Consider the following 26205-nt stretch of genomic DNA (forward strand, 5'->3'; position numbering starts at 1 on the left):
CTTGTCTCCCGTTTTGGCGCTTACCCGAAAAATCAGGCCGAGCGCCGTGTATCCTTGTCCATCTGCGGCATCTCGATATCGATTTCGAGAACAGAACAGCCATCAAGGCCGCCATCGAGCTTGACCTGAACCTTGTCCTGATCGACCGTCACATGGCGCTTGATCACTTCAAGGATCTCGCGATGTAACTGGCTGATCAGCTCGGAGTTGCCATTTCCTGACCGCTCATGAGCCAGCAGGATTTGCAGACGATCGCGTGCAACACTACTGGTGTTGCGCTTGCTGAAAAGACCGAACAGGCTCATGCGACCCTCTTCTTGAACAGCCAGTCGAGCAACCCCTTGCGCTCGATCGGGATCTGGATTTCGAGCTTTTCACCCTGCAAGCGGCGCGCGGCATCGAAATAGGCGCGGGCCGGGGCTGATTCGGGGTTCGAAAGCGTGACGGGTGCACCCACATTCGAGGCGCGGAGCACTTCTTCACTTTCAGGAATAATACCAAGCAACGGGATGGAGAGAATTTCCAGTACGTCCTCGGTGTTGAGCATTTCGCCCTTGGCTGCGCGCGAGGGGTCATAGCGGGTCATGAGAAGATGCTTCTCTACCTTCTCGCCGTCTTTGGCCCTGGCGGTAGTGCTGTCGAGCATGCCGATAATGCGGTCGCTGTCGCGCACCGAGCTGACTTCAGGATTTGTGACGACCACAGCAACATCGGCATGATACATGGCCATCTGCGCGCCGCGTTCGATGCCTGCTGGACTGTCACAGATGATCCAGTCAAATTTTTCGCGCAGTTCGTCGATAACCTGGGCAACGCCTTCTGCGGTCAGGGCATCCTTGTCGCGGGTCTGCGAGGCAGGGAGGATCGAGAGGGTTTCACACCGCTTGTCGCGTATGAGAGCCTGTGAGAGCTTGGCATCGCCCTGAACAACATTGATGAAGTCGAACACGACGCGACGCTCGGCACCCATCACCAGGTCGAGATTACGCAGACCGACATCGAAATCGATCACGACGACATTCTGTCCCGACTGGGCAAGAGCGGCACCCAATGCTGCTGTCGTGGTCGTTTTTCCGACCCCGCCCTTACCGGAAGTGACTACCAGCACCTTAGCCATGTGCGCTCCACCAGATTATAACGGTAACAACCGCAATCCACAGGGTGCGGCCATACAATCTTAATGAGGAAAGGGTTTGCGCCGCAATCTCTTGCGCGCAAATAGTTCCCTTCAAGCGATTTTTGTTACCGTAATCCGGTCTTCGCTCAGCATCGCCTGGGCAGACTGATCATGAAGCGAGGCGTCGATTTCTTCGGCAATCATGTAGAAACCGTCTATTGCCAGTAATTCGGCCTGCATTCTTGCGGCGAAAATACGGGCGTTGGGCTGTCCCCCCGCACCGGCTATGGCGCGTCCGCGTAGCGCGCCATAGACGTGGATCGAGCCGCCAGCAATCAGCTCGGCCCCTGAAGCGACCGAACCGATGACGACGATATCGCCATCGAGATGCATGATGCTCTGTCCCGAGCGTATTGCGCGGTCAAGGATCAGGTTTTCCGCATGCGAGACAGGGTTTTCCGCAGGCGCAGACGCTCATCAGAGGATTCGGGAAAAGCCACGGCACCGCTGGCGCGTCCGCCTTCGAGCGGGGCGGGCCAGTCCCATTCAGCCAGTGCTGTCCAGTTTTGATCGGCGCTTTCGACTCCGATCATGTGAATGCCGCGTTCTTTCAGATCTGCCTGGAGGGTATCGAGGCCTTCTGTATCCTGTCCGACAAGGCCAAGATCAAGAATGACAGGGCGACCGGAAAAGAAACCGACGGAGCGGGCAATCTGGTTATCAAGACCCTCGAGCCATGAGACAAGAGGCGCTTCTGGAGACAGGACGAGCGCCAGAAAGGAACGCCCGCGCGCACGGATACGCATAGGGGCCCGGTTTGAGGCGGGATCGGCGTTGGTTATCTGTTCTGTCATCGTCTGGGAACGCTCTGAGGCTCATGAACGGGAATTTCGATCGATCTGATTGTGCGGCTCTCTTGCTTCGCCATGGGGCAGACGCTTAAGAATGCAGAATGCGCATTTTGTACCATCTGCCGCTCTCGCCGCAAAGTCGTCAGGTTCGGCTTGTTCTCGCCGAGAAACGGTTACCCTACGAACCCAAGACCGAAAAGGTCTGGGAGAATCGCCCGGAATATCTCGCGCTGAATCCCGCGGGGGACGTGCCTTTGCTCGTCGAGGAAAACGGGCTCTCGATTCCGAATGCCTGGGTGATCTGCGAATATCTCGAGGAAGCCTATCCTGACATGCCGTTGATGGGACGTACTCTGGCAGAGCGTGTCGAGGTGCGGCGTCTGATGGCCTGGTTTGAAGGCAAGTTCGGACATGAGGTATCGCGCAACCTCCTGGGTGAAAAGGTGGACAAGCGTCTGGCCGGCCGGGGTAATCCCGATGGTACGGCCCTGCGGGCCGGCTATGCCAATATGCGCTTTCATCTGGACTATATCGGCTGGCTGGCGGAAACGCGCTCCTGGCTTGCCGGCAATATGCTGTCGATTGCCGATTTCGCCGCCGCAGCGCATCTCTCCTGCCTTGATTTCATTGGCGATATAGACTGGTCCAAGCGCCAGCGGCAAAGGACTGGTATGTGCGGATGAAATCGCGGCCCAGTTTTCGCTCCCTGCTCAATGATCGTGTGAACGGATTCAATCCGCCTGCGCATTATGCCGATCTGGATTTCTGAATGAGCACGATCTTTGATGCTGTCATTCTCGGCGCTGGAGCTGCCGGGCTGATGGCGGCTGCTACGGCGAGCAGAAACGGGGCTTCGGTTCTGGTACTCGATCACGCGGCAGAGGCCGGACGCAAGATACTGATCTCTGGCGGCGGGCGTTGCAATTTCACCAATCTCGATGCCAGGGCAGAAAATTTTCTTTCGGCCAACCGCCATTTCATGCGGTCGGCTCTGGCGGGGTATACGCCGCGTGATTTTCTCTCACTGGTGGAACGTCATGGTATCCCTTGGGAGGAAAAGGCCGAAGGACAGCTTTTCTGTACCAATTCCGCACGTGAGATTGTGTCGTTGCTCCTGCGTGAAGCCGAAGGATGCACATTGCGGCTCAATACGTCCATACGCAATGTGACAAAAGGCGATGTGTTTCACATCCAGACCGATACAGGCGAATTCGCGGCACGGACTCTCGTTCTGGCAACCGGCGGATTATCCATTCCCAAGCTGGGTGCAACGGATCTCTCTTTGCGTCTTGCCCGTCAGTTCGGCTTGTCTGTCGTGCCGACGGTGCCCGGGCTTGTCCCTCTGACCCTGGAAACGCCCTTGCCGGAGCTTGCCGGAGTGTCTCTTCCGGTGCGGGCCAGTATGGGCAAGATCGGCTTTACGGATGGAATGGTTTTCACCCATCGTGGCCTCTCAGGTCCGGCAATCCTTCAGATCTCCTCTTATCAGAATGGCCCCCTGGATGCGCCGCTGATTGATATGATGCCGGGGCGTGACGCCAAAGAGGCTCTTGGTGCCATCAAGAAAGCAAGGCCGCGGGCCGAACCTCCTTCGCTCTTGCAGGACCTGCCCCAGCGTCTGGCACGTCATATTGCCGAAAACACGTTGTCTGATCTTGCCTGTACTCTGGCCAATCTGCCCGACAAGCGCATTGCGGCAGTCGCAGCGCAGATATCGGCCTGGAAGCCCAGGCTTTCGGGGACGGAGGGCTATGCCAAGGCTGAGGTCATGAGGGGCGGAATCGATACGCACCGGCTGTCCTCCAAGACCATGGAAGCGCGTGACGTGCCGGGGCTGTTTGCGATTGGTGAGGCCGTTGATGTGACGGGATGGCTCGGAGGCTATAATTTTCAGTGGGCGTGGTCGAGCGGTGTCGCAGCCGGAAGGGCGATCGCCGAAAGACGCTAGATTCCGGCAACGGGGAATTTTCGAACCTCTCCCGGCTTTGCGCGTCTTGAGCGCACGCTTAACCGGAGCCGCAGTGAGGCGGCTTCGTTTCAGGAGGTCAATCTCATGGCTCTTTGCGTGGCAATACTTGCAACTGACGGCGTGGAGGAATGCGAACTCGTCCAGCCACGTCAGGCACTGGAGCGTGCCGGTATCAGAACACTGCTTGTCTCACCGCAGAAAGGCGAGATCCAGTCCATGCAGGGGGATGTCCACCCGGCATCGCGACACAAGGTCGATGCGTCCATCGGTACTGCCGCCGATATGGAGCTGGCCGGGGTCGTTTTGCCCGGTGGCACAACCAATCCCGACAAATTGCGTATCGATGAAGCCGCGATCGCCTTCCTTCGCGGCTTTGTCGCCGAGGGCAAGCCCATTGCCAGTATCTGCATGGTGCCTGGACACTGATCGAGGCTGGAGGCGTGCGAGGGCGCACCCTGACATCCTGGCCCTCGCTTCAGACCGATCTGCTCAACGCAGGAGCCCGCTGGGTGGATCGTGAAGTCGTAATTGAAGGCAATCTTGTCTCATCACGTTGCCCCGATGATCTCCCTGCATTCTGCGAGGCTCTGGTTGCGCAATATCGTGATAAAACTGCCTGAAAACCGCCTTTATTATCCTATGTTCTTCGCTGTGAAGAGAGCCTTCCCGAATGCGGAAACTGCGGGGCAGGCCACAAGCAAGAAAGGGAGTACCATGACACCTTCGACACCATTCCGCCGCTCTGCCCGCGTTCTTGGCGGCCTTGCCGGGCTGACGCTTCTTGCCGCCTGCCAGGGTACGGCAGCCCCCGGCCCGACGCCGCCTGGCACGCAGGTTGTCGGGTATGGCTATACCTGCAAGGCAGGCATCTATACCTGCAAGATGCCGACCCAGGTTCCGCTGGGTAATCCCTGTTCATGCCCCGGTATTGGTGCCGCTTCCTACGGCAACATCCACCAGCCCTGAGAGGGAGCCTCCTGGCGTCTTCTCACATAAGAGACGGCTCCAGGAGGATGGAAACGCTTTTAATGATTCCTATTTTGTTCTTATAAGGGGAGCAGAATACGGAGCCCGAATTGTCGCAGGATTTCTTCAGTTTCTTTCCCTGGCTGGTGGCCTTTCTGGCATTGGCTGTGGCGATCTTTCTCTGGTCGCGTCTGTCGCGGCGTGGGACAGATCGGGATCTTCTCTCTCGCATCTATGTATTGCTGGAACGTGAGGCCGCCGAGCGTAGCGCCGATCTTGATTTCCAGCGCAAGGCTCTTGTCGAGACAGAACGCGCTCTGGGCGCAAGGCTGGAGCAGCAGCGTAGTGACATGAGCGATCGTCTGGCAGGTCTGAGCCACCGTCTGGGGCAGGAGCTGTCTGATACACGTCTTGCCCAGTCAGAAATGCTCCGTGACATGATGCGCGAAAATGCCGAGCAACTGTCGCAGATCAGGGCCTCTGTCAGCGAGCAGCTTCATGTCACGGTTGAAAAACAGATGCAGACCTCGTTTCAGCGCGTGGTCGAGCAATTTTCCGCCATGCAGAAGGCTATTGGCGAAGTCTCTGCCGTGACGGCCCAGATTGGGGATCTCAAACGGCTCTTTGGCAATGTCAAAACGCGTGGTGGCTGGGGGGAGGCTCAGCTGCGAGCCATACTCGACGATATTCTCCCTGCCGGATCCTATGACAGCAATTTCCGGATTGGAGACAGTACCGAGGCTGTGGAATTTGCCTTGCGCATGCCGGTACGCAGCTCTGTGCCGCCAAGGCTTGCCATAGACAGCAAATTTCCAACCGAAGCCTATGAGCGTCTGCTTGATGCGGCTGATCGCACTGACCAGGCCGCAGAACGCATTGCACGCCGCGCCCTGGATAATGCGGTTCGTATGGAGGCGCGCAAGATCAGTGAGAAGTATATCCAGCCTCCGATAACGGTTGAATTTGCCGTGCTTTATCTGCCTACGGACGGGCTCTATATGGAGGTGGCCCGTATTCCGGGTCTGATCGATGAAGTCGGGCGATTGCATCGTGTCATTGTCATGGGCCCCTCTCTCATGCCAGCGCTGTTGCGTACCGTTCATCTCGGATATGTGACTTTGGCGCTCGAGGAGCGCACGGATGCCATTGCCCGTCTGCTCGGTCTGACCCGACAGGAGATGCTGCGTATGGATGGGGTGCTTGAAAAACTCTCTCGGGGGGCAGGCGCCATGAGCAATACGATAGAAGAGGCCAGAAGGCGTACCCGTGTTCTGGGACGTAAGCTGCGTGGCCTTGACGGGCAGGTGCCGGGTGACGATCTGGAAACCCTGGAAGAGCTTTAAGCCGAATTTACTATCGAAACAGCAAGGGTTTGGGCAGAAATGTCAGCATGATACCGGATCAGAGTCTCTCTTTCACGCCCCCTGAAATGCCTGGCAAAGCCAGCATATTATTTGTCGAAGACGACGATACCCTTGCTCGTGAAGTGGTAGAAGAGCTCTCGGCCCGGGGCTTCTCGGTTTCTCACGTATCGACCGGTCAGGCCGGGTTGGAAGCCGCTATCAGTGAGTCCTATGATCTCATGGTGCTCGATCGCATGTTGCCTCTGCTCGACGGACTTTCGGTCATCGAGAAGCTTCGCAATCAGAACATACGCTCTCCTGTTCTGGTCCTGTCTGCACTTTCGGCGGTTGATGATCGGGTGACCGGTCTCAAGGCGGGAGGCGATGATTATCTGACCAAGCCTTTCGCCATGGATGAGCTTGTTGCCCGTATCGAGGCCCTCTTGCGCCGGCCAAATGATACACGTGCCACCATGCTGCGTGTTGGCCCGCTTGATATGGATCTGATTGATCGCACGGTAATGCGTGAAGGGCGCGAAATAGAGTTGCTCCCTCGTGAATTCCGTCTGCTTGAATATCTGATGCGCCGCCCAAACCAGGTTCTGACGCGCACCATGCTGCTTGAAGATGTCTGGAATTACCGGTTCATTCCCCAGACCAATCTGGTGGATGTGCATATCGGCAAATTGCGACGCAAGGTCGACGGTCCGGGTGAAACCCCCTTGATCCACAGTATCAGAGGGTCGGGGTTCATGCTGCGTGTCACTCTCTGAAAATCCACGCCTTGGCGTTTTTCGTACGGCTACCTTTCGGCTGACGCTGGCGTTCGTTGCGGCGATCATCTGCGGCATGGTGCTGCAGTTCGTTCTGCTATTCGTGCAGATGACGCATTTCGAGGCTGAACGATCGAGCGGTATTCTGCATCGTGAAGCCGATGTTCTGGTGCAGGAGACGCCTGAGCGGCTCGAATATCAGGTCCGAGAGCGCGCAAGCAACGAGCTGCGTGTGGTCATTAACTGGGTTGGTCTGTTTGACGGGCATTACCGTCATATAGCGGGTGATCTGAAAACCTGGCCTGAAGGGCTGGAGGTGGACGGGAAAGTGCACCGTCTGACTCTCTCTCCGACCGATGATGCACCCTATGAGATGCGGTTTCTGGCGGTCAGGGTGCCTGGTGGGCGTATTCTTGTTCTGGCCCATTCACTGCATCTGCTCTCAGAACTGCGCTTTATGATACGGCGTGGTGCGTTGCTTTCCGTGTTTCCGGTGGTGGTGTTTGCGCTGCTGACTGGTGTGGTTCTCAGTCATCGTGCTCTGGCACGGGTAAAAACCATGCATGAGGCTATCGATCGAATCATGCAGGGTGACGTTCATGAGCGTCTGCCGGCGGCGCGTGAACGTGATGAGCTGGAGCGACTGGCCGGTTCGGTCAATCGTATGCTGGATCGGCTCGAACATCTGATGGATGAGATACGTGATGTCGGCAACGACATCGCTCATGATCTTCGAACTCCCCTGTCGCGTGTGAGGGCGCGGCTCGAACGGGCAACCTCCAGCCCGCATGATGCAGATTATCTGAATTCGGTTATCGAGCGGGCCACACTGGATCTGGATCAGTGTTTCTCGGTCATCACCGCATTGCTCCGTATCGGGGAAATAGAAAATGGCCGACGCCGTGCAGGGTTCGCACAGGTCAATCTGGCTGATCTCGTTGCCGATATCGTGGATCTTTATGAACCGATTGCCGAAACAAACGGACTGGCTCTGATTAACGAGGTAACGGCTGACCCTGCCTGTGCCGAGGCCATGACGACTTTTGGTGATCGTGATCTTCTTGTCGAGGTTCTGGCCAATCTTTTCGATAATGCCCTGAAATTCACACCGGCTGGTGGCCGGGTGACTGTCTCGGCTGTTTCGGGGCCTGGTATGATCAGGCTGCGCGTTGCCGATACGGGAATAGGTATTCCCGAAGCGGAACGTGAGGCCGTACTGGGACGTTTCTACCGTTCGGACAAGAGTCGCCATGTACCCGGTAGTGGACTCGGGCTCAGTCTTGTCATGGCCATTCTCAGACTGCACGGTGTCGATCTTGCCATCGCCGATGGGGATGGTCCGGCAGAAAGGCCGGGATGTGCGTTCGAGATGGTTTTTCAGCTTTCGGTTGTTTCTGAATCCGCCTGAAATCGGTCGTTCTGCGCGGTATCCGGTATCACAGGCTGTTTGTGACGAAGATATTAAAGCTCGTTGCAGATCGAAACTTAAAAGGAATTTTCCTTGTCGCCTCCGGGCGTATTTGTATTTCTGGCCGTAACAGGAAAAGGAATGTCCTTGATGATATCGGGAAACGGATGGGGATTCCCCATGCCGGTCTATGAGCTCAGGCACCGGACGATCTGCGGATCGCGATATGGGACAACTGCATGAATCAGGTTGTTATCACCGCGCTGAAGCGGCCTTATACGTTCGTCGTCCTGTCGATCTTTATTGTAATTTTCGGCGTCCGGTCAGTTCTGAAGACACCGACTGACGTTTTCCCGAATATCAACATTCCCGTTGTTGCTATTGTCTGGTCTTATCTCGCCTTATGCCGGAAGATATGTCAGGTCGTGTGGTTTATTATTATGAACGTACCCTGACGACAACTGTTAACAATATTGAACATATTGAAAGCGGCTCATATTACGGTCGCGGTATTGTCAAGGTTTATTTCCAGCCGGGTACCGATACATCGGTGGCCCAGACGCAGATTACCTCCGTTTCACAGACTGTCATCAAGCAGCTGCCCACAGGCGCTACGCCGCCGCTTATCCTGGCCTATAATGCCTCGTCTGTTCCGGTACTGACTCTTCAGATCAATTCGGACAAGCTGAACGGCTCAGAGCTGTACAATATGGCTTCGAACCTGATCAGGCCGCAGCTTATCTCTGTTCCGGGGGTTTCGATCCCTAATCCCTATGGTGGTCTTGCTCCCTACATCACGGTCGATATCGATCCCGCCAAGCTGATGGCTCACAATCTGTCGGCGGTCGATGTGAGCACCGCGCTGAACAAGCAGAATATTGTTCTGCCGGCAGGAGACCAGCGTGTTGGACCGTTTGATTACATGGTGCGTACGAACGCCCAGCCGCGCGAGGTCGAGACCTTCAACAACCTGCCGCTCAAGCAGGTAGGCAATGCGGTCGTGTATCTGCGCGATGTCGCCTATGTGCATCGCGGTGGGCCGCCCCAGGCCAATATGGTCCTCGTGAAGGGACGGCAGGCCGTCATGATGGTCATCATGAAGAGTGGTGATGCCTCAACGCTCGATGTGGTGGCGGGCGTCAAGAAACTGCTGCCTCAGGTGATTGATACCCTGCCGAAGGGGACGAGTATCAAGATACTGACCGATGCCTCCGGCTTCGTGAAGGATTCGGTCGAGGATGTGGTGCGCGAGATGATCATCGCGGCACTTCTGACGTCTCTCGCCGTTCTGCTCTTCCTCGGGTCATGGCGTTCGACGCTGATTGTTGCGACCTCTATTCCCCTTGCTATTCTCTGTTCGGTTATCGGGTTGAGCCTTGCCGGACAGTCGATCAATGTCATGACACTTGGTGGTCTTGCGCTTGCGGTCGGTATTCTGGTCGATGACGCCACCGTCATGATCGAAAATATCGACGCCCATCTGGAGATGGGCAAGGATCTGGAAATGGCCATCATTGATGCGGCCAACCAGATCGTCATTCCGACTTTCGTCTCGACAACCTGTATCTGTATTGTCTGGCTGCCGCTCTTCGAGCTTACAGGTGTTGCTGGCTGGCTGTTCATGCCGATGGCCGAGGCCATTATATTTGCCATGATCGCGTCGTTCATCCTGTCACGAACCTGGTGCCGACCATGGCCAACTGGATGCTGGCGGCGCAGGTGGCAGCCCATGAACATGGCGACGAAGGCAAGGAGCCGGGTTTCTTCGGGCGATTCCAGCGCGGTTTCGAGCACCGTTTCACGCGTTTCCGCGAGCGGTACAAGATTGTGCTCGCCGGACTGATTGAAGAACGGGCGAAGTTCGTACCGTTTTTTATGGCAGTTTCGATCGCGTCGAGCGGACTGTATTTTTTCGTCGGTCAGGATTTCTTTCCCGAAATCAAATCAGGTACGCTTCAGCTGCATATGCGTGCCCCTATCGGCACGCGGCTTGAGGAATCAGGCAAGATTTCTGTGCTGATCGAAAAGAAGATGCATGAGATCCTGCCGGGCCAGATCGACGCCGTGCTCAATAATTGCGGCCTGCCGTTCTCGCAGCTCAACCAGGCATTCATTCCGACACCGACAGTTGGTACGGAAGACTGCGATATCACCGTTTCGCTCAAGAATGACGAGAGTCCGACGGCGGAATACCGTCGCAGGATACGCGCGGGTCTGATCGAGGCGTTTCCCGGGACGCAGATTACATTCCAGCCTGCTGATCTGACTGCAAAAATCTTGAATTTCGGTTTGCCGGCACCGCTTGATGTGCAGGTTGTAGGGCGTGATCTGTACGGCAATTTCGCTTTTGCGAAAAAGCTGCGTCGCAAGCTGGCGGCAATCCCGGGGATTACCGACGTATCAATCCAGCAGCCGATGACGCAGCCAACGCTCAGCATCAATGCCAAGCGCAGTTTTGCGCTTGGTACAGGGATCACGGAGCAGAATATTGCGCAGAATGCGCTGGTCGCCCTGTCGGGTTCGGCGCAGATCGGGCAAGTCTATTTTCTGAATCCTTCGGGAGTTGCACAGCTGATCGATGTGCAGACGCCTGCCAATTATCTCCAGACGCTCAATGATCTGCAAACCCTGCCCATCGATCGTGGTGATGGCAATCCGACGAACGCCCAGCCTCAGCTTCTGGGCGCCCTTTCGGATATCGAGCAGACAGGCACCCCGGCTGAAGTCGCGCATTACAATATCATGCCGGTCTTTGATATCTACGCTTCCAACGAGAATATCGATCTGGGCACGGTGGCACGTTCAGTGCAGCGTGTAGCCGATTCAATGAAATCGGAACTGCCGCGCGGTTCGCATCTGGTTGTGCGCGGTCAGGCTGTCACAATGACTGACGCCTATTCGCAGCTGATCGTGGGTCTCGCGATGTCGATCACGCTGGTCTATCTGATCATTGTGGTGAATTTTCAGTCATGGCTTGATCCGTTCGTAATCATCACAGCCTTGCCCGGCGCGTTGGGTGGTATCGCCTGGAGTCTTTTCCTGACCCATACGTCACTCTCCGTACCGGCCCTGACGGGGGCTATCATGTGCATGGGTACGGCGACAGCCAACGCCATTCTGGTTGTTTCCTTTGCCCGGGAGCGTATGGAAATCCACGGTGATGCGCTGAAGGCCGCGCTCGAAGCGGGGTATGAGCGTATCCGCCCCGTGCTGATGACCGCCCTTGCCATGATCATCGGCATGGTGCCGATGTCCATGAGCAATTCCGATAATGCTCCGATCGGCAAGGCCGTAATCGGAGGTCTGATTGTAGCGACTGCAGCGACGCTCCTGTTCGTCCCCTGTGTCTTTGCCATTGTCCATTACAGAAAGCCGCGCGAACGCGGAGATGAGGGAGCCCACGCATGACCCAGCACCAGAAGCCCGGTGCCGAGCCGAACCGCAAGCGGGGCCGCTTTGTCATCCTTATCGTTTTGGCGATCGCTCTTGTGGTCGCGGCATGGGGGATTATTGAACGCAGGCTGCATTACAGCAGTCTTGAAAAAGAGGCGGATGATAATGCCCGCGCCCGTGTCAGCCTGATTCATCCACAGCCCGGCCCGGCCGAACGTCATCTGGATCTGCCTGCCAATCTGGCGGCATGGTATCAGGCGCCGATCTACGCTCAGGTCTCAGGCTATGTGAAAATGTGGTACAAGGATTACGGCGCGCATGTGAAATCTGGTGATCTTCTGGCTGAAATCAGCACGCCAAGTCTGGATGCCCAGTACGAAGCCGCAAAGGCGAATTATAATGTCGTACTGGCCCGCTACAGACTGGCCGTGATCACCGCCAAGCGATGGGCCGATCTGCGTGACACGCAGGCCGTGTCACGTCAGGAAGTCGATGTGCAGGCTGCCAATGCCGCCGCCCAGAAGGCACAGGTCGATCAGGCGCAGCATGAAGTCGAGCGTTTCGAAGCTCTGGAAAACTTCAAGCGTATTGTGGCGCCCTTTGATGGCATCGTCACTTCGCGTCTTGTCAACGTGGGCGATTATGTCAATGCGGGCGGTGGTGATCTCAACTCCCGTGGCTCCGCCTCCGAGCTGTTCACTGTGGCGGACACGCACCGCATGCGTGTTTTCGTTTCCGTACCGCAGGATTATGCGGCTGTTATTTCCGACAAGCTTGCTGCCACGCTGACGCTGCCGCAATTTCCGGGGCGTGTGTACAAAGCGAGCTTTCTTGCGACTGCGCAGGCTTTCAGCCCTGCCACACGTACTGTGACCACCGAGCTCGAGCTGGGAAATGAGGATGGCTCACTCTGGCCTGATTCCTATGCCACGGCTCATTTTACGGCGCCAGGCGAACCGGGAGTGTTGATCGTGCCGGTCAATGCACTGCTCTTTCGTGCACAGGGAACGCAGCTTGCAACGGTGATCGATAATCGCGTTCATCTGATTGATGTGAAGACCGGCATCAATTACGGCATGACCATCCAGATTCTGGGCGGTATTTCGGAAAAGGATGAGATCGTAGCAAATCCGACTGCGGATATGCTGGAAGGGGATGAGGTGAAGGTCGTCAGCCCGACGCGTGGTTATAACGATGTGACGGCTGCTCCGCGCAAGAACGTCGCTCCTGTACCCAGGCCGTCCCAGCTTGAAGAAGGTGAAAGCAGCAGTGAAAGCGGGGCGCGTCGATGAGGTCAGGAGCAAAGCGCCGTATGTTGCGCGGCAGTGTGGCGAGTGCGGCTCTCTGTCTCTCCCTGCTTTCGGGTTGTGATCTCGCACCGAACTACGAGGCACCCAAATTCATCTATCCCAACGGGTGGGGCGGTAAGGGTGTTCTTGTTGACGGTAAACCTGCCGATGATGTGCCGAGGGGCAAATGGTGGGAGGTCTTTCACGATCCCCAGCTGAACGCGCTTGAAGAGAAGATGCTTGCTTCCAATCCTGATCTTCAGGCCCAGGCAGAAATCTTTACGCAGTCGCGCGATATTGCCAGAGAGACCCAGGCACAGCTGGCACCGCAACTCAACGGCTCTGCAGGGATGTCGAACAACAAGACATCCCTTACCCGTCTGTGGCGCGGGGCAAACGCGAATTCGCCTACGACAGAATCAAGTGTCTTCTACAGCGGTGCTGCGACCTGGGAGCCTGATTTCTTCAGTCGTATCCGTAATGCGACCCGTATGCAGAAGAACATGGCGCAGGCGAGTGCAGCTGATTACGCCAATCTACGTCTTATGCTCGAAGCCGAGCTTGCTTCGAACTATCTGGGTCTTCGGGGACTGGATGCGCAATACGCGGTCTATGAGGACTCGATCCGCTATTACCAGACCGCGGTAAAGATTACCCGTCTCCGTCAGGCAGGGGCCATTGCGGCCGGGCTCGATGTCTCACGCGCCGAAAATCAGCTTTTCGCGACCATGGCGGCGCAGAGCAATGTGCGGGCACAGCGCCAGGTCATGGAGCATGCCATTGCTGTCATGGTCAATACGGTGCCGGGAAGCTTCCATATTGCACCGTCCACAGCGCAGACGCTGCCCTATACGATCCTGCGTATCCCTGCGGGGTTCCCGTCCCAGCTTCTGGAACGGCGTCCGGATATAGCTTCTGCGGAGCGCAATCTGGCTGCCAACAGCCGGGCCATCGGCGTGGCGCGGGCTGCTTTCTATCCTGATGTTACGTTCAGTCTGAACGGTGGCTTCATGAATAATGGCTTCGACCTCGCCAGTCTGGGCAATTCCATGTGGAGCTATGGTGTGCAGGCGGTTGAACCGCTTTTCACGGGTGGCTTGCGTCGCGCAGCCCTGCAACGCGCATGGTCGCAGTACCGCGAGAGTGCCGATCATTATCGTTCCACAGTTCTTGCCGCATTCCAGGACGTCGAGGATGGTATCTCCCAGACACGCGCCTATGCTGACCAGCAGAAACAGCAGATGGCTGCTGTTGATGCCGCATTGCGGACCAGCGTATGACCATGGCGCTTTATACGGGTGGTCTGACCAATTATCTCGATGTCGTGGTGGCCCAGCAGGCTGCCCTTGTAGCGCGTATTGACGCTGTACAGGCACAAACCATTCAGGTTCAGGCCAGTGTACGCCTGATAAGGGCTCTGGGCGGTGGATGGGATCGCGCAGCCCTGCCATCGGTGAAAGAGATCAATCCGTTCGGGATCCTGCAGTATGACGGATTGCACCACCCACGTCCGGCTGGTGATGTTGATACACGTACCGGGGCCTCGGATCAGGATCTCACGGGTTCGGCGGTTCCGAATCAGGCGATCAAAAGCTTGACAGCTTCAGGTCAGGGGCGTTAAGGGGCCGCTCCCATTCGGAACGCGGGAGAGGCATGAGCAGTCGAAAGACTGCATGAGTCTCACTGGAACCGCGGTTCGGGCAAACCATTGAGGAGTCCCGGATATGGCCAAAAAAGTTGTTGGCTACATCAAGTTGCAGATCCCGGCAGGCAAGGCGAATCCGTCGCCGCCAGTCGGTCCGGCCCTGGGTCAGCGCGGCCTGAACATCATGCAGTTCTGCAAGGAGTTCAACGCCAAGACGCAGACTCTCGAGCCCGGCATGCCGATCCCGGTCGTTATCACGGCCTATGCGGATCGTACATTCAGCTTCGTTACCAAGACCCCGCCGAACACCTACTTCCTGCTCAAGGCCGCCAAGGTCTCCAAGGGCAGCCAGACCGTTGGCAAGTCTGCCGCAGTCGGTTCTGTCACGACCGCGCAGCTGCGCGAAATCGCTGCAGAGAAGTTCAAGGATATGAACGCGAATGACATCGACGGCGCAGTGCGCATGCTGGCCGGTTCGGCCAAGTCGATGGGTCTGAACGTGGTGGAGGGCTGATCCTATGGCCAAGAACAAGAGGCTGAACGCCGCCCGCGCGACAGTAGATACCGACAAGCAGTATGACCTCGGCGCAGCTGTGGCTCTCGTAAAGGGCAATGCCAAGGCAAAGTTCGACGAGACCATCGAAATCTCGCTGAACCTCGGCATCGATCCGCGTCACGCCGACCAGATGGTCCGTGGTCTGATCTCGCTGCCGAACGGCACGGGCAAGACCCTGCGCGTTGGCGTGTTCGCACGCGGCCCGAAGGCTGAAGAAGCCAAGGCTGCCGGTGCGGAAGTCGTCGGTGCGGAAGATCTGGCCGAGAAGATCCAGAACGGTGAAATCGAGTTCGATCGCTGCATTGCGACTCCGGACATGATGGCACTGGTCGGTCGTCTGGGTAAGATCCTCGGCCCGCGTGGTCTGATGCCGAACCCCCGTCTGGGCACCGTGACCATGGACGTCAAGGGTGCCGTTACGGCAGCCAAGTCCGGTCAGGTTGAGTACCGCGCCGAGAAGGCTGGTATCATCCATGCTGGTATCGGCAAGGCTTCGTTTGGCGAAGACAAGCTGGTCGAGAACATCAAGGCCCTGGTCGATGCCGTCCAGAAGGCCCGTCCGACCGGTGCCAAGGGCACCTATCTGAAGAAGGCAGCCCTGTCTTCCACGATGGGTCCGGGTGTGCGCGTCGACGTGGCGTCGTTCACGGCCTGATTTGAAAGATGACGCCGTGCGGCCTGGCCGTGCGGTGGCGTAGGGGCGGGAAGTCATTTTCCCGCTTCCGAACCTGTCCGAGACCGGGCGTGCTGTTTCACGAAACAGCCTAAGGGATCTTGAGAGAGATCCGCGAGCGGGAGACGGGGCGTCAGCAGACAGGGCAGGGCAACCTGTCGGATATGCTGGGTTCCGATTGAATGGACAGGCGAGCGGCGCTCTTCCGTTTCTGGGGGAGTGTCATGGGTAACCCGGTCTGGAAGCTCCGGTTTCCGGACTGACGAGGAGAATGGATTTGGACCGTCAGGAAAAACGGGCCTTCGTCGAATTCCTCGCCAACGTGTTCAACAGCACGTCCATGGTTGTCGTGACCGAAAACAAAGGTCTCACGGTAGCTGATGTGACGGAGCTGCGTCGACGCGTTCGTGCGGCGGGTGCGACGTATAAGGTTGCGAAAAACCGGCTGGCCAGCCTCGCTCTGCATGGGACCCAATTCGACGGTATCCTTCCGCTGCTGAAGGGCCCGACCGCGCTTGCGTGGTCCGAGGACCCCGTTGCAGTGGCGAAGGCGATCGTCGAGTTCGCCAAGACGAATGACAAGCTTGTGGTGCTCGGTGGCTCCCTTGGTAACCAGACGCTCGATGCGAATGGTATCAAGGCTCTTGCCGCCCTGCCGTCGCTGGACGAACTGCGTGCGCAGCTGGTGGGTATGATTTCTACCCCCGCTACGCGTATCGCAGGCGTTGTCCAGGCTCCGGCCGGCCAGCTTGCTCGCGTTTTCGGCGCCTATGCCAAGACCGGCGAAGCAGCCTGAATTGTCTTACGCAGCGTCGCCCCGCGCTCGGGGCGTGTGTTGTGAATCGAAAACCAGTTATACAAAAGGACCATTATCATGGCCGATCTGAACAAAATCGTTGACGAACTGTCCGCTCTGACCGTTCTCGAAGCCGCTGAACTGTCCAAGCTGCTCGAAGAGAAGTGGGGCGTTTCCGCTGCTGCTCCTGTTGCTGCTGCTGCACCGGCTGCTGCCGCTGCTGCTCCTGCTGAAGAGCAGACCGAGTTCACCGTGATCCTCGCCGAAGCAGGCGACAAGAAGATCAACGTGATCAAGGAAATCCGTGGCATCACGGGCCTGGGTCTGAAGGAAGCCAAGGACCTGGTCGAAGGCGCTCCGAAGACCGTCAAGGAAGGCGTTTCCAAGGACGAAGCAGCCAAGATCAAGAAGCTGCTTGAAGACAACGGCGCCAAGGTCGAAGTCAAGTAATCAAGCCCACAGGCTGTGCCTTGCCCCTGGGCGGGGCCGGTTGTGGACTGAGACAGGTCAGGGCGGAAATCCTAAGGGGTTTCCGCCCGATTTGCCGTTGCGGACAAACCCTGTATAAGGGCCGGTTGTCACGCAACAACACTATGAATTTACGGTGCCGGTCGTTCCGGTCGCCCGACATGACAGGATTCCTGGCGTGTGGACGACCCGAAGGTCTGGTGCGAGAGGGCAGGGATAGATGAACGCAATCACCAAATCGTTCACAGGACGCAAGCGGATTCGCAAGAGCTTCGGGCGGATCCCCGAAGTTGCGCCGATGCCCAACCTGATTGACGTGCAGCGCGCAAGCTACGAGACGTTCCTTCAGATGAACGTGGCGCCTGACAGCCGTCAGCAGACGGGTCTTCAGGAAGTGTTCCGGTCGGTTTTTCCGATCAACGATTTTGCGGGACGTGGCCGCCTCGAGTTCGTTTCCTACGAACTCGAGGAGCCGAAATATGATGTTGAAGAGTGCATCCAGCGTGGTCTGACCTATGCAGCTCCGCTGAAGGTCATCCTGCGTCTTATCGTCTGGGACGTGGATGAGGATACGGGCTCACGCTCGATCCGCGACATCAAGGAGCAGCCGGTCTATATGGGCGACATGCCGCTCATGACTGATAACGGTACCTTCATCATCAATGGTACCGAACGTGTTATCGTCAGCCAGATGCACCGTAGCCCCGGCGTGTTCTTCGATCACGACAAGGGCAAGACGCATTCTTCCGGCAAATATCTTTTCGCGGCCCGCGTCATTCCCTACCGCGGTTCCTGGCTCGATTTCGAATTCGACGCCAAGGATCTGATCTATGTGCGTATCGACCGCAAGCGCAAGCTGCCGGTCACTACCCTGCTTTACGCCCTTGAGGGCGAACACTCGATTGCAGCCCGCGCCGCCAAGGCAGCCGAAGGTGGCGATCTCGAGTCCATGGCGATCCGGGGTATGGATCAGGATGAAATCCTGGCCTATTTCTACGGCACCGTGCCCTTCACGCGCATGCCCAAGGGCTGGGCGCGTCCTTTCGACCCCGAAGCCTTCCGTGGCATGAAGCTGCTCGAGCCGCTTTATGACGCCGATACGGGTGAAGTGGTTGCCGAGGCCGACGCCAAGTTGACCGCTCGCATGGTGCGCAAGATTGCCGAGACGACCAAGGACGTGCTCGTTGGTCGCGCCGATCTGCTGGGCCGTTTCATGGCGCAGGATCTCGTCAATGAAGATACGGGCGAAATCTATGCCGAGGCCGGTGAAGAGCTGACCGAAGCGCGTCTGGAAGCCCTTGAGGAATCCGGCGTGACCGAGCTGCCGATGCTCGCGGTCGATTCCTCGCATGGTCCCTGGATCCGCAACACGCTCGCCGTCGACAAGAACAACCGTCGTGACGAAGCGCTGATCGATATCTACCGCATCATGCGTCCCGGTGAGCCGCCGACCCCGGAAACGGCAGAAGCCATGTTCCAGGGCCTGTTCTTCGATGCCGACCGCTACGACCTTTCGGCCGTGGGTCGCGTCAAGATGAACATGCGTCTCGAAGTCGATGCGCCGGACACCATGCGCGTTCTGCGCAAGGAAGACATCCTGCGTACCGTCAAGATCATGTGCGAGCTGAAGGACGGTCGCGGCCAGATCGATGATATCGACAACCTCGGTAACCGTCGTGTCCGTTCCGTCGGCGAGCTCATGGAAAACCAGTATCGTGTCGGTCTGCTTCGTATGGAGCGTGCGATCCGTGAACGTATGGGTTCGGTCGATGTTGATACGGTCATGCCGCATGACCTGATCAACGCGAAGCCTGCCGCTGCCGCGGTGCGTGAGTTCTTCGGCTCCTCGCAGCTCAGCCAGTTCATGGATCAGACCAATCCGCTTTCCGAAGTGACGCATAAGCGTCGTCTTTCGGCGCTTGGCCCGGGCGGTCTGACCCGTGAGCGTGCAGGCTTCGAAGTGCGTGACGTTCACCCGACGCATTACGGTCGTATCTGCCCGATCGAAACGCCTGAAGGACCGAATATCGGTCTGATCAACTCGCTCTCGACCTATGCCAAGGTGAACAAGTACGGCTTCATCGAAACGCCGTATCGCCTGGTTCAGGACGGCGTACTTCAGACAGGCTGGAAATACCTTTCCGCCATGGAAGAGGACAAGCTGATCGTTGCGCAGGCCGACGCCGCGCAGGACAAGGATACGGGTCGTCTGACCGACGAGCTGGTCTCCGTCCGTCGTTCGGGTGACTTCCGTCTTGTGCCGCCCGAGCAGGTCACGGCTTGCGACGTTTCGCCCAAGCAGCTTGTTTCCGTCGCTGCGGCGCTGATTCCGTTCCTTGAGAACGATGACGCCAACCGCGCCCTTATGGGATCGAACATGCAGCGTCAGGCCGTGCCGCTGGTGCGCGCCGATGCGCCACTGGTCGGTACGGGCATGGAAGCCGCTGTGGCTCATGATTCGGGCGCGACCATTGTTGCCAAGCGCAACGGCGTGATCGACCAGATCGACGGTGCCCGTATCGTTGTGCGTGCGACTGATGAAGCTGGCTCGACGCAGGGCGTCGACATCTATCGTCTGCGCAAATACATGCGTTCGAACCAGTCCACCTGCATCAACCAGCGTCCGCTGGTGCGCGTGGGCGATACGGTTCACGCCGGCGACATTATTGCTGACGGCCCGTCTACAGAGCTGGGCGAACTGGCTCTGGGTCGTAACGTGCTCGTCGCGTTCATGCCTTGGAACGGCTATAACTTCGAAGATTCGATCCTCATCTCCGAGCGTATTGCCCGTGATGACGTGTTCACCTCGATCCATATCGAGGAATTCGAGGTCATGGCCCGTGATACCAAGCTGGGTCAGGAAGAAATCACCCGCGATATTCCGAATGTCGGTGAGGAAGCACTGCGTAATCTCGACGAGGCAGGTATCGTCTATGTCGGCGCCGAGGTGAATCCCGGTGATATCCTGATCGGCAAGGTCACGCCGAAGGGTGAAAGCCCGATGACGCCGGAAGAGAAGCTTCTGCGCGCCATCTTCGGTGAAAAGGCGTCTGACGTTCGTGATACCTCGCTCAAGCTGCCCCCGGGCACGAGCGGTACAATTGTCGATGTGCGCGTGTTCTCACGTCGCGGTGTCGACAAGGACGAGCGCGCCATGGCGATCGAGCGCTCGGAAATCGAACGTCTGACCAAGGATCGCGATGACGAGCGCGCCATCCAGGAGCGTAGCTTCATCAATCGTCTGCGTGAGCGTCTGCTCAACCAGACGGCTGCGGCCGGCTTCAAGGGCATTCGCGCCGGAACGGTCATCACCGATGAGGTGCTAGACGAGCAGCCGCGTGGCGCCTGGCGCAACATCACGGTCACCGATGACAGCGTGATGTCCGAGCTGGAAACGCTGCGTCGCGAGTTCGATGCCGCCGTTGGCAAGATTCAGGCCCGTTTCGACAGCAAGGTCGAGAAGCTGCAGCGCGGTGATGAGCTGCCGCCGGGCGTGATGAAGATGGTCAAGGTCTTCGTTGCCGTGAAGCGCAAGCTTCAGCCGGGTGACAAGATGGCCGGTCGTCATGGTAACAAGGGTGTTGTTTCCCGCGTTGTGCCGGTTGAGGATATGCCGTTCCTTGAGGATGGTACGCCGGTTGATCTCGTGCTGAACCCGCTGGGCGTGCCGTCACGCATGAACGTCGGTCAGATTCTCGAGACCCATCTTGGCTGGGCCTGTGCGAATATCGGACAGAACATCGGCAGGATTGCCGATGATTACCAGCGCACGGGTGAGCGCAAGCTCGAGCTCCTCGAAAGCCTGCGCGACGTCTATGGCGACGCCGTGTTCGAGAGTGATATCGCGACCCTGCCTAACGAGCAGCTGCTTGAGCTGACGGGTAACCTTCGCAAGGGTGTGCCGATCGCAACCCCGGTTTTCGACGGTGCATCGATCCCTGATATTGAAGACATGCTGGTCAAGGCCGGTGTTGACAAATCAGGTCAGTCGCAGCTGATCGACGGCCGCACGGGTGAGGCGTTCGAGCGTCGCACGACGGTTGGTTACATCTATATGCTGAAGCTGCATCACCTTGTCGATGACAAGATCCATGCACGCTCGATCGGTCCGTACTCGCTCGTCACACAGCAGCCGCTGGGTGGTAAGGCGCAGTTCGGTGGCCAGCGCTTTGGTGAGATGGAAGTCTGGGCTCTCGAAGCCTATGGTGCCGCCTACACCCTGCAGGAAATGCTCACGGTCAAGTCCGATGACGTTTCCGGTCGTACGAAGGTCTATGAGGCCATTGTTCGCGAGCAGGATGATTTCGAGGCTGGTATTCCGGAGAGCTTCAACGTTCTGATCAAGGAACTGAAGTCGCTCGGCCTGAATGTCGATCTGGAGCAGAGCAGCGTCTGATGATTTCTGCCTCTGTCTTTTCTGTGTTTGTTGCTAACGCGGGCGCGGCCGGTCTTCCGGCCCGCTCCGTGAAATGGGATTTCGGCGCATGAACGAACTCATGAAGATCCTTGGTCAGACGGGCCAGACCCAGTCTTTCGACCAGATCAAAATCCAGCTCGCTTCATCCGAGCAGATCCGCTCCTGGTCTTACGGCGAGATCAAGAAGCCCGAGACCATCAATTACCGTACGTTCAAGCCTGAGCGCGACGGCCTGTTCTGTGCGCGTATCTTTGGTCCGATCAAGGACTATGAGTGCCTGTGCGGCAAGTACAAGCGCATGAAGTTCCGTGGCATCGTGTGCGAGAAGTGCGGCGTGGAAGTCACGCTTGCCAAGGTTCGCCGCGAGCGTATGGGCCATATCGAGCTGCTTCGCCGGTTGCGCATATCTGGTTCCTGAAGTCGCTTCCGAGCCGTATCGCGACGATGATCGACATCACGCTGAAGGATCTCGAAAAGGTCCTGTATTTCGAGAGCTATATCGTTCTCGAATCCGGCACGAGTCCGTTCAAGCGTTATTCGCTGCTGTCGGAAGACCAGTATTTCGACGCCATGGACGACTATGCCGATGAAGGCCTGGAAGTCGGTATCGGTGCCGAAGCGGTCAAGAAGATCCTGTGGAAGGCCCGTCTGCTTTCCACCGAAGTTGATCGTCCCGGTCTGATCGACCGCGATGGTCGCGATCAGGACAAGTCTGACGGCGATCTGCTGCGTGAAGATCTGCGTGAAGCGACGTCAGAAGCCAAGCGCAAGAAGCTTGTCAAGCGTCTGAAGTTGTTCGAAGCCTTCGCCGAGAGCGGCTCGCGCCCGGAATGGATGATTCTGGACCTCGTGCCGGTTATTCCGCCCGAACTGCGTCCACTCGTGCCGCTGGACGGCGGTCGTTTCGCGACGTCCGATCTGAACGATCTCTACCGTCGTGTGATCAACCGTAACAACCGTCTGAAGCGCCTGATCGAACTGCGTGCGCCGGACATCATCGTCCGCAACGAAAAGCGCATGCTGCAGGAAGCCGTTGACGCGCTGTTCGATAACGGTCGTCGTGGCCGCGCCATCACGGGTGCCAACAAGCGTCCGCTGAAGTCGCTCTCTGACATGCTCAAGGGCAAGCAGGGCCGCTTCCGTCAGAACCTTCTTGGCAAGCGCGTGGACTATTCGGGCCGTTCGGTCATCGTGGTTGGTCCTGAGCTGAAGCTGCACCAGTGCGGCCTACCGAAGAAGATGGCACTCGAGCTGTTCAAGCCCTTCATCTACAGCAAGCTCGAAAAGTACGGTCACGCCACTACCATCAAGGCTGCAAAGCGCATGGTGGAAAAGGAGCGTCCGGAAGTCTGGGATATCCTTGAAGAGGTTATCCGCGAGCATCCCGTGATGCTGAACCGCGCCCCGACCCTTCACCGTCTCGGCATTCAGGCTTTCGAGCCCGTGCTGATCGAAGGCAAGGCCATCCAGCTTCACCCGCTGGTCTGCACCGCGTTCAACGCCGACTTCGACGGTGATCAGATGGCCGTTCACGTGCCGCTGTCGCTTGAAGCCCAGCTTGAAGCTCGCGTGCTGATGATGTCGACCAATAACATTCTCAGCCCTGCGAACGGCAAGCCGATCATCGTGCCGTCGCAGGATATCGTTCTTGGTCTGTATTATCTGAGTCTTGAGGTTCCCGAATATCACACGACGCCGGATCAGGCTGAGTATGATGCAGAGGGACGTCTCGTGAAGGCCGGCCCCTCGGCCTATGCCTCGGTGGCAGAAATCGAGCTGGCCATGAACGAGGGCACGCTCAAGCTGCATGACAAGATCCGTCTGCGCATGGACACGCTGGATGCCGACGGCAAGCCCGTCCGCCAGACCATGCTGACCACGCCGGGTCGTGCGCTTATTGCCCAGATCCTGCCGCGTAATGCAGCCATTCCGTTCTCACTGGTCAACAAGCAGCTGACCAAGAAGAACGTGTCTGACGTGATTGACGCCGTCTATCGTCACTGCGGTCAGAAGGAAGCGGTTATTTTTTGCGACCGACTGATGGGTCTTGGTTTCCGTCACGCTGCCCGCGCCGGTATCTCCTTCGGCAAGGATGACATGATCATCCCCGTCGAGAAGCAGGAGCTGGTCGAGCGCACCCAGGCCGAGATCAAGGAGTTCGAGCAGCAGTATCAGGATGGTCTGATTACGGCTGGCGAACGCTACAACAAGGTGGTTGACGCCTGGTCACGCTGCACGGACGAAGTCCAGGCCGCGATGATGAAGGAGATCTCCCGTCAGGTTGTCGGCAAGCCGACGAACTCGGTGTGGATGATGAGCCATTCCGGTGCCCGTGGGTCGCCAGCCCAGATGAAGCAGCTCGCCGGCATGCGTGGCCTGATGGCCAAGCCTTCGGGCGAGATCATCGAGCAGCCGATCATCGCGAACTTCAAGGAAGGCCTGTCGGTTCTCGATTACTTCACCTCCACCCACGGTGCCCGTAAGGGTCTTGCGGATACGGCGCTGAAGACGGCTAACTCAGGTTACCTCACACGTCTCTTGTCGACGTGGCGCAGGACTGCATCATTGTCGAGAACGATTGCGGCACCGAGCGTGGTCTGACGATTCGTGCAGTCATGGATAGCGGTGAGGTTATCTCCTCGCTCTCCGAGCGTATCCTTGGTCGTACGCTCACGGCTGATGTGACCGATCCGGTAAGTGGTGAGGTTCTCTTCCCGCGCAATACGCTGATCGAGGAAGCTGAAGCCGAGATCATCGAGAAGGCAGGTGTCGAAAGCGTCCTGATCCGCTCGGTGCTGACCTGTGACAGCCGCGTCGGTGTGTGCGGGCACTGTTATGGTCGTGATCTCGCACGCGGTACACCGGTCAATATCGGTGAGGCCGTGGGCGTTATTGCTGCCCAGTCCATCGGTGAGCCCGGCACGCAGCTGACCATGCGTACCTTCCATATCGGTGGTGCGGCAACACGTGGTGCAGAGCAGTCGATGGTCGAGGCCTCACGTGACGGCAAGGTGACCATCCGCAACCGCAACGTCGTGCAGAACAGCCAGAACGTCACCATCGTGATGTCGCGAAACTGCGAAATCCTGCTGACGGACGAGAAGGGTGTCGAGCGTGCCCGTTATCGTGTGCCTTACGGTGCACGTCTGATGGTTGGTGACAATCAGGAAGTGACACGCGGCTTCAAGATGGCCGAGTGGGATCCATACACCCTGCCGATCATCACCGAGCAGGCCGGTACGGTCGAATATCTCGACCTGATCGATTCCATCACGCTTGTCGAGCGTATGGACGAAGTGACGGGTCTGACCTCGAAGGTGGTCGTTGACTACAAGCAGGGCAGCAAGGGTGTGGATCTGCGTCCACGCCTGCAGCTCAAGGACCCTGCAGGTAACGTCGTCCATCTCGCGAACGGCAACGAAGCGCGCTACTTCCTGTCGCCCGACTCGCTGTTGTCAGTCGAGAACGGTGCTACGGTTCACGCCGGTGACGTGCTGGCCCGTATCCCGCGTGAGGGCTCCAAGACCCGTGACATTACGGGTGGTCTGCCGCGTGTGGCTGAACTGTTTGAAGCCCGTCGTCCCAAGGACCATGCGATTATCGCGGAAACCGAAGGTCGCATCGAGATCGGCAAGGACTACAAGTCCAAGCGCTGCATTATCGTGAAGAACGATGAGACTGGTGAAGAGACCAACTATCTCATCCCCAAGGGCAAGCATGTCTCGGTTCAGGAAGGCGATTTCGTCCAGAAGGGCGATCCGCTGGTCGACGGTCCGCGCGTGCCGCATGACATTCTGAAGGTCATGGGTGTCGAAGCTCTGTCCGACTATCTCGTCAACGAGATCCAGGACGTCTATCGACTGCAGGGCGTGAAGATCAATGACAAGCATATCGAAGTCATTGTTCGTCAGATGCTGCAGAAGGTGGAGATCCTGGAGCCGGGTGACACCACCTATCTCATTGGTGAGACGGTTGATCGCATCGAGTTCGAGGTCGAGAACGAGAAGCGCGTCAAGATGGGTGAGGAGCCCGCAAGGGGAATGCCCATCCTGCAGGGTATCACCAAGGCCTCGCTGCAGACGCAGTCCTTCATCTCTGCGGCTTCCTTCCAGGAGACCACACGTGTGCTGACCGAAGCAGCGACAGCTGGCAAGGTCGATACGCTGAACGGCCTGAAGGAGAACGTGATTGTCGGACGTCTGATCCCGGCAGGTACGGGCAGCGTGATGAACAAGCTGCGTGCCATGGCGGCCTCCCAGGACCGTCAGCGCGTCAGCCGCACCGCTCCGGCGGTTACGGACGACGCCGCGGAGTAAGGACGCAGGAGCGTCTGGAAAAACCGGTTTACGTTTGAGATCGGGCGGGGTAATACCCGCCCGATTTCGTATCCGGCGATTCGAAACGGGACTCGGACGAGAATCGAGCATAACTCTACAGAATGCTTGACTTTCGTTTTGATCAGCCATAGGGTCCGCGCCCTCGGCTACCCCCGTCTCGTAAGGCGTCTGAGCCGTTGATTGACAGCATCAAACGCTAACGGT

The 26205-nt window shown here is 57.8% G+C and carries 15 protein-coding genes and 5 pseudogenes; 16 read left to right on the plus strand and 4 right to left on the minus strand.

Going from position 1 to position 26205, the window contains the following annotated elements; translation table 11 throughout:
• Positions 1-32: 32 nt before the first annotated feature.
• The 4 genes from minE to JCM25354_RS23380 form a co-directional block, all read right to left on the minus strand.
• A complete protein-coding gene (gene minE / locus JCM25354_RS06530) occupies positions 33-305 on the minus strand; it encodes a cell division topological specificity factor MinE (RefSeq protein WP_025885420.1) in 273 nt (90 codons plus the stop codon).
• Positions 302-1117 (minus strand): septum site-determining protein MinD, encoded by an 816-nt coding sequence (gene minD / locus JCM25354_RS06535; protein ID WP_025885421.1) that lies wholly within the window; start codon positions 1115-1117, stop codon positions 302-304. The genes minE and minD overlap by 4 nt, the downstream gene beginning before the upstream one ends.
• 111 nt (positions 1118-1228) lie before the next feature.
• Complete coding sequence (minC, locus tag JCM25354_RS23375) at positions 1229-1549, minus strand: septum site-determining protein MinC (protein WP_369345742.1); 321 nt, start codon at positions 1547-1549, stop codon at positions 1229-1231.
• Complete coding sequence (locus JCM25354_RS23380; protein WP_369345740.1) at positions 1546-1971, minus strand: septum site-determining protein MinC; 426 nt, start codon at positions 1969-1971, stop codon at positions 1546-1548. The genes minC and JCM25354_RS23380 overlap by 4 nt, the downstream gene beginning before the upstream one ends.
• A gap of 98 nt (positions 1972-2069) precedes the next feature.
• Here JCM25354_RS23380 and JCM25354_RS17215 point away from each other — a divergent pair.
• From JCM25354_RS17215 to rpoC, 16 genes and pseudogenes are all read left to right on the plus strand, one after another.
• Positions 2070-2737, plus strand: a pseudogene (locus tag JCM25354_RS17215) (glutathione S-transferase family protein).
• Positions 2738-3916 (plus strand): BaiN/RdsA family NAD(P)/FAD-dependent oxidoreductase, encoded by a 1179-nt coding sequence (locus tag JCM25354_RS06550; protein WP_025885422.1) that lies wholly within the window; start codon positions 2738-2740, stop codon positions 3914-3916.
• Between the two features lie 105 nt (positions 3917-4021).
• A pseudogene (locus JCM25354_RS17220) lies at positions 4022-4557 on the plus strand (type 1 glutamine amidotransferase domain-containing protein).
• Positions 4558-4651: 94 nt separating this feature from the next.
• The gene (locus JCM25354_RS06560) at positions 4652-4903 is read left to right on the plus strand and encodes a hypothetical protein (protein WP_025885423.1); all 252 of its coding nucleotides are present in this window, start codon (positions 4652-4654) and stop codon (positions 4901-4903) included.
• A gap of 110 nt (positions 4904-5013) precedes the next feature.
• Positions 5014-6246 carry a DNA recombination protein RmuC gene (locus tag JCM25354_RS06565; protein WP_025885424.1) on the plus strand — a complete coding sequence of 411 codons (1233 nt, stop codon included), beginning with the start codon at positions 5014-5016 and terminating at the stop codon, positions 6244-6246.
• Positions 6247-6293: 47 nt separating this feature from the next.
• Positions 6294-7019, plus strand: coding sequence for a response regulator transcription factor (locus JCM25354_RS06570; RefSeq protein ID WP_025885425.1), 726 nt, complete (start codon positions 6294-6296; stop codon positions 7017-7019).
• Complete coding sequence (locus JCM25354_RS06575; RefSeq protein WP_025885426.1) at positions 7006-8427, plus strand: sensor histidine kinase; 1422 nt, start codon at positions 7006-7008, stop codon at positions 8425-8427. The genes JCM25354_RS06570 and JCM25354_RS06575 overlap by 14 nt, the downstream gene beginning before the upstream one ends.
• 239 nt (positions 8428-8666) lie before the next feature.
• Positions 8667-11835, plus strand: a pseudogene (locus tag JCM25354_RS17225) (efflux RND transporter permease subunit).
• Positions 11832-13112: an efflux RND transporter periplasmic adaptor subunit gene (locus tag JCM25354_RS06590; protein ID WP_025885427.1), complete on the plus strand. Its 1281-nt coding sequence runs from the start codon at positions 11832-11834 to the stop codon at positions 13110-13112. Before JCM25354_RS17225 ends, JCM25354_RS06590 begins: the two are co-directional and overlap by 4 nt.
• A pseudogene (locus JCM25354_RS17230) lies at positions 13109-14730 on the plus strand (efflux transporter outer membrane subunit). The gene JCM25354_RS06590 and the pseudogene JCM25354_RS17230 overlap by 4 nt, the downstream one beginning before the upstream one ends.
• A 103-nt stretch (positions 14731-14833) precedes the next feature.
• Positions 14834-15268, plus strand: a complete 435-nt coding sequence (gene rplK, locus JCM25354_RS06600; RefSeq protein WP_025885428.1) for a 50S ribosomal protein L11 — start codon at positions 14834-14836, stop codon at positions 15266-15268.
• A 4-nt stretch (positions 15269-15272) separates the two neighbouring features.
• Entirely contained in the window at positions 15273-15965 is a 693-nt protein-coding gene (rplA, locus tag JCM25354_RS06605) for a 50S ribosomal protein L1 (protein WP_025885429.1), read from the plus strand.
• 295 nt (positions 15966-16260) lie between these two features.
• The gene (rplJ, locus tag JCM25354_RS06610) at positions 16261-16779 is read left to right on the plus strand and encodes a 50S ribosomal protein L10 (RefSeq protein ID WP_025840929.1); all 519 of its coding nucleotides are present in this window, start codon (positions 16261-16263) and stop codon (positions 16777-16779) included.
• A gap of 78 nt (positions 16780-16857) precedes the next feature.
• Complete coding sequence (gene rplL, locus JCM25354_RS06615; protein WP_025885430.1) at positions 16858-17229, plus strand: 50S ribosomal protein L7/L12; 372 nt, start codon at positions 16858-16860, stop codon at positions 17227-17229.
• Between the two features lie 238 nt (positions 17230-17467).
• Positions 17468-21643, plus strand: a complete 4176-nt coding sequence (rpoB, locus tag JCM25354_RS06620) for a DNA-directed RNA polymerase subunit beta (RefSeq protein WP_025885431.1) — start codon at positions 17468-17470, stop codon at positions 21641-21643.
• 100 nt (positions 21644-21743) lie between these two features.
• A pseudogene (gene rpoC / locus JCM25354_RS17235) lies at positions 21744-25980 on the plus strand (DNA-directed RNA polymerase subunit beta').
• Positions 25981-26205: the final 225 nt, after the last annotated feature.

This window comes from Asaia prunellae JCM 25354 (assembly GCF_000613885.1).
Classification (GTDB): domain Bacteria; phylum Pseudomonadota; class Alphaproteobacteria; order Acetobacterales; family Acetobacteraceae; genus Asaia; species Asaia prunellae.

What these genes read in the sequence shown, in the direction of transcription:
- minD (WP_025885421.1), bottom strand. Translation starts at nt 1,117, where the DNA reads ATGGCTAAGGTGCTGGTAGTCACTTCCGGTAAGGGCGGGGTCGGAAAA.
- minE (WP_025885420.1), bottom strand. Translation starts at nt 305, where the DNA reads ATGAGCCTGTTCGGTCTTTTCAGCAAGCGCAACACCAGTAGTGTTGCA.
- JCM25354_RS06590 (WP_025885427.1), top strand. Translation starts at nt 11,832, where the DNA reads ATGACCCAGCACCAGAAGCCCGGTGCCGAGCCGAACCGCAAGCGGGGC.
- JCM25354_RS06550 (WP_025885422.1), top strand. Translation starts at nt 2,738, where the DNA reads ATGAGCACGATCTTTGATGCTGTCATTCTCGGCGCTGGAGCTGCCGGG.
- JCM25354_RS06560 (WP_025885423.1), top strand. Translation starts at nt 4,652, where the DNA reads ATGACACCTTCGACACCATTCCGCCGCTCTGCCCGCGTTCTTGGCGGC.
- JCM25354_RS23380 (WP_369345740.1), bottom strand. Translation starts at nt 1,971, where the DNA reads ATGACAGAACAGATAACCAACGCCGATCCCGCCTCAAACCGGGCCCCT.
- JCM25354_RS06570 (WP_025885425.1), top strand. Translation starts at nt 6,294, where the DNA reads ATGATACCGGATCAGAGTCTCTCTTTCACGCCCCCTGAAATGCCTGGC.
- rpoB (WP_025885431.1), top strand. Translation starts at nt 17,468, where the DNA reads ATGAACGCAATCACCAAATCGTTCACAGGACGCAAGCGGATTCGCAAG.
- rplK (WP_025885428.1), top strand. Translation starts at nt 14,834, where the DNA reads ATGGCCAAAAAAGTTGTTGGCTACATCAAGTTGCAGATCCCGGCAGGC.
- rplL (WP_025885430.1), top strand. Translation starts at nt 16,858, where the DNA reads ATGGCCGATCTGAACAAAATCGTTGACGAACTGTCCGCTCTGACCGTT.
- rplA (WP_025885429.1), top strand. Translation starts at nt 15,273, where the DNA reads ATGGCCAAGAACAAGAGGCTGAACGCCGCCCGCGCGACAGTAGATACC.